The organism is Methanosarcina barkeri 3 (genome assembly GCF_000970305.1).
In the GTDB taxonomy this organism is placed as follows: Archaea; Halobacteriota; Methanosarcinia; order Methanosarcinales; family Methanosarcinaceae; genus Methanosarcina; species Methanosarcina barkeri_A.
Genome location: NZ_CP009517.1, coordinates 3699024 through 3712002, shown reverse-complemented (window position 1 = coordinate 3712002; position 12979 = coordinate 3699024). Strand labels below are relative to the sequence as shown.

At 41.2% G+C, this 12979-nt stretch carries 15 protein-coding genes; 11 read left to right on the top strand and 4 right to left on the bottom strand.

Annotated elements, in window-relative coordinates:
* The first annotated feature begins 453 nt into the window (after positions 1-453).
* Complete coding sequence (locus MSBR3_RS15135) at positions 454-1641, top strand: glycosyltransferase family 4 protein (protein WP_048109031.1); 1188 nt, start codon at positions 454-456, stop codon at positions 1639-1641.
* A 333-nt stretch (positions 1642-1974) separates the two neighbouring features.
* Here the strand turns inward: MSBR3_RS15135 and MSBR3_RS15130 are convergent, their stop codons facing one another.
* From MSBR3_RS15130 to MSBR3_RS15120, 3 genes are all read right to left on the bottom strand, one after another.
* Positions 1975-2610, bottom strand: coding sequence for a DUF2150 family protein (locus MSBR3_RS15130; RefSeq protein ID WP_048109030.1), 636 nt, complete (start codon positions 2608-2610; stop codon positions 1975-1977).
* A 74-nt stretch (positions 2611-2684) separates the two neighbouring features.
* A complete protein-coding gene (locus MSBR3_RS15125) occupies positions 2685-3134 on the bottom strand; it encodes a UPF0179 family protein (RefSeq protein WP_048109029.1) in 450 nt (149 codons plus the stop codon).
* Positions 3135-3609: 475 nt separating this feature from the next.
* Positions 3610-4680: an NAD(P)-dependent glycerol-1-phosphate dehydrogenase gene (locus MSBR3_RS15120; RefSeq protein WP_048109028.1), complete on the bottom strand. Its 1071-nt coding sequence runs from the start codon at positions 4678-4680 to the stop codon at positions 3610-3612.
* Positions 4681-5491: 811 nt separating this feature from the next.
* On the opposite strand from MSBR3_RS15120, the gene MSBR3_RS15115 reads away from it, so the two are divergent.
* The 10 genes from MSBR3_RS15115 (at position 5492) to MSBR3_RS15065 (ending at position 12657) form a co-directional block, all read left to right on the top strand.
* Entirely contained in the window at positions 5492-6349 is an 858-nt protein-coding gene (locus tag MSBR3_RS15115) for a DUF63 family protein (RefSeq protein ID WP_048109027.1), read from the top strand.
* A gap of 80 nt (positions 6350-6429) precedes the next feature.
* Entirely contained in the window at positions 6430-7170 is a 741-nt protein-coding gene (locus MSBR3_RS15110) for a stage II sporulation protein M (RefSeq protein ID WP_048109026.1), read from the top strand.
* Between the two features lie 423 nt (positions 7171-7593).
* Positions 7594-8757: a formate--phosphoribosylaminoimidazolecarboxamide ligase family protein gene (locus MSBR3_RS15100; protein ID WP_048109024.1), complete on the top strand. Its 1164-nt coding sequence runs from the start codon at positions 7594-7596 to the stop codon at positions 8755-8757.
* 421 nt (positions 8758-9178) lie between these two features.
* Positions 9179-10405, top strand: coding sequence for a translation initiation factor IF-2 subunit gamma (locus tag MSBR3_RS15095; RefSeq protein ID WP_048109023.1), 1227 nt, complete (start codon positions 9179-9181; stop codon positions 10403-10405).
* Positions 10402-10770 carry a type II toxin-antitoxin system VapC family toxin gene (locus MSBR3_RS15090; RefSeq protein ID WP_048109022.1) on the top strand — a complete coding sequence of 123 codons (369 nt, stop codon included), beginning with the start codon at positions 10402-10404 and terminating at the stop codon, positions 10768-10770. The genes MSBR3_RS15095 and MSBR3_RS15090 overlap by 4 nt, the downstream gene beginning before the upstream one ends.
* Before the next feature lie 59 nt (positions 10771-10829).
* Positions 10830-11414, top strand: coding sequence for a DNA-directed RNA polymerase (locus tag MSBR3_RS15085; RefSeq protein WP_048109021.1), 585 nt, complete (start codon positions 10830-10832; stop codon positions 11412-11414).
* 17 nt (positions 11415-11431) lie between these two features.
* Positions 11432-11617: a transcription elongation factor subunit Spt4 gene (gene spt4, locus MSBR3_RS15080; RefSeq protein ID WP_048109020.1), complete on the top strand. Its 186-nt coding sequence runs from the start codon at positions 11432-11434 to the stop codon at positions 11615-11617.
* A gap of 1 nt (position 11618) precedes the next feature.
* Positions 11619-12206: a GTP-dependent dephospho-CoA kinase family protein gene (locus MSBR3_RS15075; RefSeq protein WP_048109019.1), complete on the top strand. Its 588-nt coding sequence runs from the start codon at positions 11619-11621 to the stop codon at positions 12204-12206.
* Positions 12187-12492: a 30S ribosomal protein S24e gene (locus MSBR3_RS15070; RefSeq protein WP_048109018.1), complete on the top strand. Its 306-nt coding sequence runs from the start codon at positions 12187-12189 to the stop codon at positions 12490-12492. Before MSBR3_RS15075 ends, MSBR3_RS15070 begins: the two co-directional genes overlap by 20 nt.
* 15 nt (positions 12493-12507) lie before the next feature.
* The gene (locus MSBR3_RS15065; RefSeq protein ID WP_048109017.1) at positions 12508-12657 is read left to right on the top strand and encodes a 30S ribosomal protein S27ae; all 150 of its coding nucleotides are present in this window, start codon (positions 12508-12510) and stop codon (positions 12655-12657) included.
* 141 nt (positions 12658-12798) lie between these two features.
* On the opposite strand, the gene MSBR3_RS21540 is transcribed toward MSBR3_RS15065, so the two are convergent.
* Positions 12799-12933 carry a hypothetical protein gene (locus MSBR3_RS21540; protein WP_268989095.1) on the bottom strand — a complete coding sequence of 45 codons (135 nt, stop codon included), beginning with the start codon at positions 12931-12933 and terminating at the stop codon, positions 12799-12801.
* Between the last annotated feature and the right edge of the window lie 46 nt (positions 12934-12979).

Here is a 12979-nt window from a genome sequence, read left to right as displayed (position 1 = left end):
CTTAAAGTAATACTCCTTTTGTTTTATACTATCAGTTGAAGGCTTAGGGGTATAGAATTATAGATAAACTATGACGAGCTGGACTCAATAAAGTTGAGATAAGCATAACTGAATAACATAACTGAATAACATAGCTGAATAACATAGCTGAATAACATAACTGAATAACATAACTGAATAACATAACTGAATAACATAGCTGAATAATATATTTTAGTAAAAAGGACTAATTCAATTAATTTTCTAAAAGACTAACTGATTATTATAAAACGATAATATATATTAATAGTACATATTAATAATACATATTATTAATGCGTACTATTAACATGATAAATCAACAGTATAACTTAACTCAGCAAATAAAAGTGTAGTTATTAAATAGGCAAGGGGGAGCCTGCGTTCTTCTTTACTCCTTAACTCCCATTTTAATAAAAAGGGATAAGTGAGCTTATGAAAAAGATTAGAATAGGAATGTTTACTTGGGAAAGTTTGTATTCAATACGTGTAGGAGGGATTTCACCCCATGTATCCGAACTCTCTGATGCTCTTGCGGCAGAGGGGCATGAGGTTCATCTATTTACACGAGACGATGAAAACAAAGATGAGGTAATAAATGGGGTTTATTACCACAAAATTGCCTGTGATCAAAGCGGAGGAATCGTAGAGCAGATGAACCGTATGTGTGATGGTATGTACTGCCGGTTCCTCGAGGTGAGAGAAAGTGCAGGAGAATTTGATATTTTACACGGTCATGACTGGCATCCAGTAAATGTGCTTTGCAGGATAAAGGCCCAGTTTAGACTACCTTTTGTGCTGACCTTCCACAGTACGGAATGGGGGCGTAATGGAAATCGTCATGGAGACTGGTGGGAGGCAAAGGAAATCTCACATAGGGAGTGGCTCGGAGGCTATGAATCTTCGGAGGTTATAATAACCTCGACTGTACTGAAGGAAGAAGTCAAGTATATCTATAAAATTCCCGATTACAAGCTATGGGAAGTTCCTAACGGCATAACCGTGGGGAAAATCAAAAGGAAAATCGACCCTGGAGATGTGAAAAGGCATTATGGCATTCATCCATGTCTACCAGTGGTGCTTTTCACGGGAAGGATGTCATATCAGAAAGGACCTGACCTGCTGGTGGAAGCTGCTGCCAAAGTCCTGAAGAAAAGGGATGCCCAGTTTGTGCTTATAGGCGAAGGAGAAATGCGATCTCATTGTGAAAATCAGGCTCATAGGCTTGGCATTGGAAATTCCTGCAATTTCCTTGGGTACGCTCCGGATAATACTGTAATAGACTGGTTCAATGCCTGCGACCTTGTTTGCGTGCCCAGTCGAAATGAACCCTTTGGAATTGTAGTGCTTGAAGCCTGGGACGCAAGAAAACCTGTAGTTGCAAGCGATGCAGTTGCCCTCGTAGAAAATTTCAGGACAGGTGTTGTTGCTCATAAAGAACCTTCTTCTATTGCCTGGGGCCTTAATTACGTCCTTGAAGGGCTTGGCCGCAACCGAATGGGAGAGAAAGGTTACGATCTTCTTAAAAAAAGGTATAACTGGAAAACCATCGCTGAAAAAACACTCGAAGTATACAAAAAAACAGTCGAAAAACATGACTTTATGGTAGGAAATGTCAGTTAAAACTCAGAAATTCGAGACAGAACTATTCTTTATTTTAATTTCTTAACCATACTTTCATTAACATTTTACTTTTTAGTTGTTTTTGAGTTACTGTTTGGTTTTGTTGGAGTATTTAGTATTTTAGGTTTATTTACTCCAATATTTACTTCTTTTACTTCAAATGTAATTCTTACTTCAAGGTTTACTTCTTTTACTTCAAATGTAATTCTTACTTCAAGGTTTACTTCTTTTACTTCAAATGTAATTCTTACTTCAAGGTTTACTTCTCATAAATTTCCAAAGGAATTCCGAGTTCCTGAAATTGGAAACGGAATCCTTTGTTTGTAGGACAGTTTAGACTACATCCTCTTCATCTTCTTCATCAAACTCCTTGTAGCTATCACTTCCCACCATTGCAGCTGAGATGGAGTCTATTCCATCAAGCCATTCTGCAACAATACCGTAGGGAAGATCGGCCATAACCTCTTCAGGCAGGCTTTTTCCTTTCAGTATGAGAGCACCGCATTGTGCAGTATAGTCAAGAGCAAACTCAAGGTTGTCTGAGGATTCTGCCTCAATGGCTGATTTTACAAGCTCTGCAATATCGGCTCCTTCGTCATAGTCGCCCATAACATAACACTCGAAGGCGATAAGAGCTCCCATAAGAGATGTCTGGACAGAGTCGATCATAAGGTTGATATCCTCAGAAATTGGTTCGACCTCGGAAAGTACAATGTCCCGGATCTCAGCCAGGATCTCCAGAGCTTTTTCTCTGGAGAGCATATCCTTATCAAAGCGTGCAACCACTTTCAGGCAGGCCAGAATCACGTCATCAACCATATTCACGAATATGGCACTTTCCTTTCCAGCTTCTTCTTCCGACTCCTTTATCTGGAAACCGCTCTCTCTTGCCCGTCCGAGCCAGTTTTCCCAGCGCTTTTGGGTATAAAATTCATAGGGGGGGACCTGGTTCATTTCTTGTTCAGGCACTTATAACACCGCTTCTTACCTTTTTTATTTATTGATAATCAATCTTACTATTACTAAAATGTGTTTGTTTACGTTCACCAGGATAATTTCACCTTTTTCAGGGAATAATTGGCTTCGCACCTGGAATCAAGGTTTTCGAGAACCTCTACAATTTTGCATTTATCGCCTTTTGAGAGCCCCTCAGGGTGGCAGGTCTCATAAATCTCACATCCCCTCTTGCCGCACTTTGGAGGTTCATACATGATTCTTGCCCCATCAACTGCTTTTCTTGACTCTAGCGTAGTCAGGATAGGGGCCTTGCTCACATCTACGGCAAGCACGCCGCTATCATGCAGGAAACATTCATGTACGTCTTTACTCTTTATTTTCTCAACTCTATACCTGCGTCCGGGTTCAAGGTTAAGGCATGTGTTTTTCAGCCGGCATTTCTTGCATTCAGGCATCTCACCTTTAAATATGAATTCCAGTCCTTCCCTTGCAAGCCGTGATCCGATAAGTGTAATCTTGGTATCGCTTTCTGTCATAATAACTCTTCCTTTTAATTGTTTTTGGGCCGGTGTCCTGTTTCTCAGGTTCATCTGGCTTATTCCAAGATAATTTAAAATTCAATGTCGGGTTTGATTTGAGATAATTCTTTAATTGGAAATTGTGATTACTTTATTGGAAATTATGATTACTTTATTGGAAATTATGATTACTTTATTGGAAGTTAAGTGATTACTTTACTGGAAATTAAATGATTATCTGCTCAAAGTTGATTATCTGCTCGAAGTTGATTATCTGCTCGAAGTTGATTATCTGCTCGAAGTTGATTATCTGCTCGAAGTTGATTATCTCGAAATTAAATGATTGCCTGGGTGTAAATTAAGTGACTCCAGATTAACCAGGTCCTTTTTAGCCGACATAGAATATTAGGTTCCTGGACTGAGTTCTGCCTTAAATTCTGGTATCTTTAGGAGGCATTCATTTTTTGTCTCTAGCCCGAACAAGAATAACTTTTCAATTTATGACCTTTGTGATTCTTGCAACTTTCTCAGCTGCGGAAGGGTTAAGGCCGCTGCCGAGAATTGTATAACGTTCCGGGCGAATACTGTGTGCATGTAACAGGGCTTCAATTATATACTTATCTTCTATACCCAGTTCTTCGGCATTTACAGGCGCTCCTATCTTTTTTAAGGCTTCTCTGATTTCCTGCCAGTTTCCACCATGGAGGTACATCATCATAATCGTCCCTACTCCACATTGTTCTCCATGGAGCGCTGGTTTTGGAGCTATCTTATCAAGGGCATGGCTAAACATATGTTCCGAGCCTGATGCGGGTCTGGAAGAGCCTGCGATACTCATCGCGACCCCGTTCGATACAAGAGCCTTTACCACAAGCCTTGCCGAGGTTTCGTGCTCAGGCTTAATCGAATCTGCACATTCTATAATAACCCTGGCAGCCATACGGGAAAGAGCCGCAGCATATGCTCCGAAATATTCATTTCTGAGTCTGCCTGCAAGTTCCCAGTCCAGTACTGCCGTATAATTGGAAATTATGTCTCCACAGCCAGCCGCAAGAAATCGGAAGGGGGCTGCTGAAATAATCTCCGTGTCTGCAATAACGGCAATGGGGGCCTGAGCCTCTGCAGACGTACTTCTCCCATTATCTACAATTGAAGCACGGGAAGATGCAATGCCATCATGGGAAGCCGCAGTCGGCACGCTAATGAAAGGAAGTTCAAGTCGGGTCGAAGCAAGTTTTGCAAGGTCAATAGACCTGCCGCTTCCAACCCCAAGGAGAAAATTAGCCTTTACTTCAAGGGCATTTTCCACAACCTTTTCGACATCTTCCGTAGTAGCTTTGCACGTCAGAACCGTCTCCGCACTACAGCCTGCACTTTCAAGGAGATTACTAACCCTCTTGCCTGCAATATTCTTTGTAGTACTTCCGGTTACGATCAGCGCATTTCCTTTCATTTTCAGGTCCCTGCAGACATCTCCGATTTCCTCAAGCACGCCGTGCCCGACAAGCACATCTCTTGGAAGCTGCATCCATTTTGCGCTGTTTTTGTTAATGGTCAATTTCATACCTGCATCAGTATTCGATTACAATAGATTGTAAATTGGCTCTATAAACCCGAATATACGTACGAATTCATAAATTTGGATAAGCAGACTGCGGCATATCAGGCACATTCAATATGTTAGCTCATTAACTTAGTTCTTTATAGTTCTGGTCCGGAATAAGTCTCAAATAAGATGTCTTATTAATATTTTAGAAAGTCTTCAAGTCTATTCTATCGTTTCAAGTATTTATAAGGCCTGATACCTAATTTAAAGTACTTTTCACACTTTAAATTCCATTCAAATTATTCCTAAAACTTAAATACATACTCTTAATCGCTCTTGGGCTTAATACCTTATTTAAATCGATTCTAGATCTTAATATTCCATTTAAATTGCTTTCTATATTTTAAACCTTATTTCAAGTATATTTGAGTTCTGATATCTTAAAAGTCATAATTCATAATTCTTTAAACTCAAAACTCATAATTAATAATTCTTTACTCAGAACTTACTTATGACTATTTCCATGTTTATGTTAGAATAATATCTATGTTTACATAATTATAAATTATCTATTGTTTCCGTATGTGTTACGTATAATAATTACACTACCAGGATACCCTAAATAATTATAAAAATATAGTAATACATTAAAGCTTATATAATATTGCTAACGCTTATTGGGTAGGACTCTCCAGAAGAAATATCTTATATTAGAACGAACATCGCGCACTGGGAAGAATACTACCCTCTTGATTATGGAAGTAAGTTAGGCATATACATTGTAAGTATTGGTTGTATTAGGATATTGCCATTTTGAATGAGTGATAAGATGAGTTTTTCAATAGATAATGTCTCACAGTTTATTAATACCTATTATCTTGACCCTATAAGAGGTGATGAAGGGTATAACCCGGTAAACACCATTACCTGGGCAATAATACTGGGTATTTGTATATTTGGGGTTTTCAGGCTGCTCGAAAAGCTTGAGGTAAAAATAACTCCTCGATTTATTGCGTCTGTCCTGCCTTTTGTACTTGCAGGGTCTTCCCTGCGTGTAATTGAAGATTCTCCTGCAGATATCTTCCACCCGCCGTTCAGTTATCTTCTCATAACTCCCAATATTTACTTCCTGGTTTTCGCAATAACCGTGGTTTGTCTATGGATTTCAATCCGGATGCAGAAAGCAGGGCTTGTAAAGGATTTTCATCTTACCTTTGCAGGTTTTGGACTCGTATGGTTTTTCATAAATCTAGCTGTCCTCTTGCATTTCAATAGTATAGTATACCCTTACGTTCCCGTATTCGTAATTGTGGCAGGAACAGGTATAACCTTTATCTTTTATCTGATTGCTCGCCACTTCAAGTCCTCTATATTCACCAATCCCCTGAATCTTTCTATCCTGATGGCTCACTTGATGGATGCTTCTTCAACGTACATAGGAGTAGATCATCTTGGATACTTTGAAAAGCATGTAGTGCCCACCTATCTCATTAACTTGACTGGCACCGCATTGGTTATGTATCCATTAAAGCTTATTATCTTCATAGGGGTTCTTTACGTACTTGACACCCAGTTTGAAGACGACGAGCGTTCCTTGAACTTGAAAGTACTAATAAAAATGGTCATTTTGATCCTTGGGCTTTCTCCTGCAACCCGGAACACAATTCGGATGATGCTGGGAATCTGAGATAAAAAGACATTTGAAAGGCATTATATTCATTTAAGTCAGAGTTTAGCAAACTGAGAATATTTACGGTGGGGATAGGTATGGAAAGAGATGATTATAATTCAGAGGATATAAAAACTGGAGTACAGACTTCAGGAACTCCTGAAGGAGAGATGAAAAATAGGGAATACCTCACAGAGGGGAAAGATTCTTTTCCCGCAAGCAGCGCGGCAGAAAACTGGCACGGTAACAGAATAAACCCTAAAAAAGGGTTTACAGGATATCTGCAATTTATCTGGCCTTATGCACTTCTTATGGCCTTTATATTTTTTGTATTTTTATTTATTGGCTATAATTCAGCTGCAAGTTTCCCTTCTATGGCTGAGACTCTCAGAGAAAGTTTTAGCTCCCGTTTTGCATCTATTATGACAATGAACCCTCTTTTTATAATGCTCACAATTTTTCTTAATAATGCCTTTTTAAGCCTGCTTTTTTTGGTACTCGGGCTGGCTCTGGGAATTCTTCCCATACTTTTTGTCGCCTTTAATGGATATGTTGTGGGAGTCATCGTTTATCTTGTAGCTCAGGAAAGAGGACTGCTCTTTATTTTGTTTGGCCTTCTTCCTCATGGGATACTGGAACTACCTATGGTTTTCCTTGCTGCAGGCATAGGGCTTCGGCTAGGATACCAGGTATTTTCTGCCCTTATAGGAAGACCTACTCATATCAAAAGAGAATTTAAAGAAGGACTAATGTTTTATTTCTACTGGATTTTGCCTCTTCTTCTGGTTGCAGCCATAATTGAAACTTTTATTACGCCTATCATCCTTGGTTCGGTTTAATAATGTGTCAAAAACTATGGAAATTCAGGACTCGGAAATTAACGGGAAAATGTCAAAAACTATGGAAATTCGGAATTCGGAAATCTACGGAAAAGTGTCAAAAATAGAGGAAACTCATAATCCGGAAATCAACAGGAAAGTTTTAGATATCTGTTCTGGCTTAAGTTTTTCTGGCTTTAGAGTTTTCTTGTTTTCTTTCATTATATAAATGGTTACTTATATTAGAAAGGGGTTTAATAGGTAAAGCCGTTAATGGGGAAAACTTCTCAGGATTTTTACTTCATAATATCTGGCAAATAGTCGTGAGACCTGCATTTCGAGAAATCCCAGTCGAGTAGCAGGTTTGAATATCATACCTATTAAGGTTATATCTTACCATTATTCATCGAAATGAATTATTTCCAAAGCCAAGGAACATCAAATATGATTGACAGGAACGAAATTAAAGAAATCGTTGAAGGCTACTATACCCACGCTGATAAGATAAAAGTCGGAACTATAGGCTCTCACTCAGGACTTGACATATGTGACGGGGCAGTTGAAGAGGAATTCAGGACTCTTGCTGTCTGCCAGGCTGGCAGGGAAAAAACATATAGCGAATACTTCAGGGCTCAGAGAGACCCTTCTGGAAAAGTAAATAGAGGGATTGTTGACGAGGCAGTTGTTTTCAAAAAGTATAACGAAATTCTTCTGCCTGAGAACCAGAAAAAACTGGTTGATGAAAATGTGCTTTTCGTTCCTAATCGGTCCTTTACTTCCTACTGCAGTATAGATGAAATCGAAGAAAACTTCAGAGTACCTCTTGTAGGAAGCAGGAACCTTCTACGGAGTGAAGAACGCAGTGAGCAGCAGAGTTATTACTGGATTCTGGAAAAAGCAGGACTTCCTTTTCCGGAAAAAATAGAATCTCCAAAAGACATAAATGAGCTTGTAATGGTAAAGCTCCCACATGCAGTAAAAAAACTCGAACGGGGATTTTTTACCGCTTCAAGTTACAGAGAATATACGGAGAAGTCCGAAGCTCTAATTAAGCAGGGAGTTATCACACATGATGCCCTTGAGAATGCAAGGATAGAGCGCTATATTATAGGTCCTGTGTTCAATCTTGATATGTTTTATTCCCCAATCGAACCGAAAATGAGCAAGCTGGAACTTCTTGGAATTGACTGGCGCTTTGAGACCAGCCTTGATGGGCATGTAAGGCTTCCTGCCCCTCAGCAAATGGCCCTGGCTGAAAGTCAGTTAACTCCAGAATATACTGTCTGCGGTCATAACTCCGCAACCCTGCGCGAGTCTCTTCTTGAGAAAGTGTTTCAAATGGGAGAACAATATGTAAAAGCTACACAGGAATATTATTCTCCTGGAATTATAGGGCCTTTCTGCCTGCAGACCTGCGTTGATAAGGATCTTAACTTCTATATTTATGATGTGGCCCCAAGAGTAGGCGGTGGGACCAATGTGCATATGTCAGTAGGTCATTCTTACGGTAACTCGCTCTGGAGAAGACCGATGAGTACTGGAAGAAGGCTAGCCTTTGAGATCAGGCGTGCCCTTGAACTGGAGAAGCTTGACGCTATCGTCACATAAATTTATTAAGGCTTTCCGGCATTAGTAGATATTAACTATGCAGGATACCGTAAACTTTAAAAACATCGCCTGAATCTGCAAGCCTTAAACCGCGATAAGAAAATATAGTTTATAGAATTTACCTGAATTCCCAATTCAGAAAACAAACATGATATTCCTTGAGTAACATGCACAACTATATGAAAATGCATGCTGACGGCAGCATTTTCATGCTAATTAAGACTAAGGACTGGGAGAGAATATTTCCTTTCCATAAATCCCACTTTAGTCCATAATTATACTTCAAATTACAAACCAGATAAGTTAAAGGTTGAAATCTTCGGACTTACTGGAAAAATGATTCAAAATTTTATGGTTCAGGTTTAGAATAATAGACCTGCCTTATATCGGATCACTTTACTTTACTGGAGGAAATTACAACTTGAGTCAGCCTTGTGTTAATATCGGCATGGTAGGCCATGTCGACCATGGAAAAACCACACTTGTTAGAGCTTTATCAGGTGTGTGGACAGATACGCATAGTGAAGAAGTAAAAAGAGGGATTTCTATCAGATTGGGGTATGCAGACTCCCCATTCATGAAGTGCCCCAAATGCCCTTCCCCTCAATGTTATACTGTAGAAAAGACATGCCCCAATTGCGGAGAGAAGACAGAAGAACACAGGATTGTATCCTTTGTAGATGCTCCCGGACACGAAACTCTCATGGCGACTATGCTTTCGGGTGCTGCAATTATGGACGGAGCAGTGCTTGTAATTGCCGCAAATGAAGACTGCCCGCAGCCTCAGACAAAAGAACACCTTATGGCCCTGGATATTATAGGGATTAAAAACATCGTGATAGTACAAAATAAGATTGACCTTGTATCCAAAGAGCGCCTTATTGAAAATTATCACCAGATAAAGGAATTTGTGAAAGGTACGGTTGCAGAAAATGCCCCTATTATCCCGATCTCAGCTCAGCAGAATATTAACATCGATATCCTTATCGATGCCCTGGAAACCGTGATTCCTACTCCTGTCCATAAAGTGGACAAACCTGCCAGCATGTTGATTGCCCGTTCTTTTGATATTAACAAGCCAGGGGCTTCAATTGATGAAATGCGTGGAGGAGTTATCGGAGGAACTCTGACCGAAGGAGTCCTTCATCCCGGAGACGAGCTGGAAATAAGGCCAGGAATTAAGGTTACAACCGAAGGCGTTACAAGATGGGTTCCGATTTTGACAACGATTTCTTCTATCTTTGCAGGTACGGCAAAGGTAGAAGAAGCAACACCCGGAGGCCTTCTTGCTGTAGGAACTTATCTTGACCCTACCCTGACAAAAGGTGACTCTTTAACAGGACAGATTGCAGGCGTACCTGGGACCCTTCCTGAGACAAGACATCAATTCGTCATGGAACTACACCTGCTCGAGAGGGTAGTGGGAGTTACAAGGGAAGAAAAAATCAACGAAATCAAGACCAGTGAACCCCTTATGCTCAACATAGGAACTGCTACCACAGTTGGAGTGGTTACAAGTGCCAGGAAAAATGAAGCGCAGGTGGCTCTTAAACGTCCGATTAGCGCAGCCATAGGGTCAATGGTTGCTATTAGCAGAAGAATTGATTCTCGCTGGCGGCTTATTGGAGTAGGGGTAATTAAGAGTTGAAAGTTATAATTGATACTAATGGGTTCATGATCCCGGTCCAGTTCGGAGTTGATATCTTCGAAGAACTGAAAAGGCTGGGATTTGACGAATTTTTTGTGCCTGAGGCTGTAGTATTTGAGATAGAAAAACTCATAAAGCGGGAAAGAGGTTCGGACAGAACAGCTGCAAAGGTTGCCAGGTCCATGATGGACAGGTGCGAGCATATAACTCCTGCTACAGGCCCTGCGGATGATGTAATTCTCAGGCTTGCAAAGGAAATGGGAGCAGCTGTCCTGACAAACGATATAGGATTGAAGCGTAGGCTCGCCGAAGAAGGAATCCAGACCATATCCCTGCGCCAGAAAAACAAACTGGACTTTGTCTGAACTTTATTACTTTACCAGGCAATATTAAATTAATTATTGTTTTTACGGGTGATTAGCAGATGTATAAGATGATGAAGCTCGTTGATACGGTCCGTATCCCTCCTACTCTTTTAGGGGAAGAGGTGATGCAAACTGTTAAAAACGCGTTAAGAGAAAAACTCGAGGGGCAGGTTGACAAAAAACTTGGTTCCCTCGTTGCGATTTGCAAGATAATCGAGATAGGGGAAGGGCATATCCTTGTAGGAGACGGGGCAGTATATTATGACGTTACGTTCGAAGCAATAATGTTCGTGCCTGAGCTCCAGGAGATTATTGAAGGTGAAGTTGTTGAAACTGTTGGTTTCGGAGTTTTTGTAGGGATGGGACCAATGGACGGCTTGCTTCACGTCAGCCAGATTACGGACGATTTTATTTCATATGATGCCAAGAACGCAAGGCTTGTGACAAAGAACGGAGGCAAATCCATTGCTGAAGGTGACCATGTAAGAGCCAGGGTTGTCGCTGTAAGTATCAACGAAAGAGAACCTAAAGAAAGTAAAATAGGCCTTACAATGCGCCAGACTGCTCTTGGAAAGCTACAGTGGCTTGAAGAAGCCCGTAAAAAGAAGCAGTCGCATGAAGCAGTTCCTGAAGAAGTTGCCTGAAAAGGAAGAGGATTTGTATGGTAGAAAAAGTGTGTCGACACTGCATGAGGGTTCTGGAAGGACAAAATTGCCCGATCTGCGGGATTTCGGACCTTGCAGAGGAATGGAGTGGGCTTGTAATTATCCTGGATGCCGAACGCTCAGAAATAGCAAAAAAACTTGGGGTTGACATTCCGGATAAATTTGCTTTGAAGGTGCGCTGATTTGAGTGTTCATATTGAGCTTCCGAGAGAACTTCGTCCACTTATGAAGAAACCACTGGGTACGCTTTACAGGGGCAAAGGCAGGGATACTATAGAGAAGTTTGCAGGAGAGCTTGGAAGTCCCACAAAACTTATATCCGTAGGGGATGTTACTACCTTCCACCTGCTTGAAGTCGGGATTATTCCGGATATTTGTATTGTGGACAACCGTACCAAAAGAAAGCCGGTTTCCAGTGATGTCTCAGCCCGGAACATGGACAAAGTTTACAGCGAAGTGTCTGTGGACAACCCTGCAGGAATTATTACCGATGAGTTGATTAAAACCCTGTGTGAAGCGTTTGCTTCCGAAAAGCCTCTCAGAATCTTTGTAAGGGGAGAAGAGGATCTGGCAACCCTTCCTGTAATTCTTCTGGCCCCTCTTGACTCTGTGGTCCTGTACGGACAGCCCGATGAGGGTGTTGTCTTTGTGAAGGTCACTGAGGAGAAAAAAGGGGAGATAAGAACTCTCTTTGAGAAACTCATCAGCAAAAATCAGAATTACGAATTGGATAAGCTACGGAGAATTTTAGATGGACATAAGAATTCTTAAAGACAAGAATAATGCACTTTTAAACCGAAGGGAACTGGATTTCATTGTGAAATATGAAGGTTCGACTCCTTCCAGAAACGATGTAAGGAATAAGCTCGCTGCAATGCTGAATGCTCCTCTTGAGCTGCTTGTAGTCCAGAGAATCAAAACCGAATACGGACTGCAGGAAGGCAAGGGCTATGCCAAACTCTATGAAAATGCAGACCGTATGAAGGAAGTAGAACTGGAATACGTTATGAAGAGAAACGCTATCCCGGGAACGGAAACTGAAGGCGAAGAGGCTTAAGCGAGGTGCATATACATGGCAGTAAAAGATTACTACAAAGTCCAGGGTGACTCCGTAACCAGAATCAAACAGTTCTGTCCCAGATGCGGACCAGGTACATTCCTCGCCGATCACAAGAACCGCCTTGCCTGCGGGAAGTGCGGCTATACCGAATTTAAGAAGTAATACACTTCAAGATTGATTGACTCTTTTTTAACCCGAATCGCAGGGTTACCTGCGGTTCATTTCACTTTCCGAGTTCCGTCACCCGAGTCCCGTCACCCGAGTCCCGTCACCCGAGTCCCGTCTCGGGAGGACGGTTCGGTTTCACTTTCCGAGTCCCGTCTCGGAAGGACGGTTCGGTTTCACTTTCCGAGTCCCATCTCGGAAGGACGGTTCGGTTTCACTTTCCGAGTCCCGTCTCGGAAGGACGGTTCCGTTTCGCTCACTTTGTTCGCTCAAGCGGATTAATTTATGAACAGATAAGTTTCACTTTCCGAGTCCCATC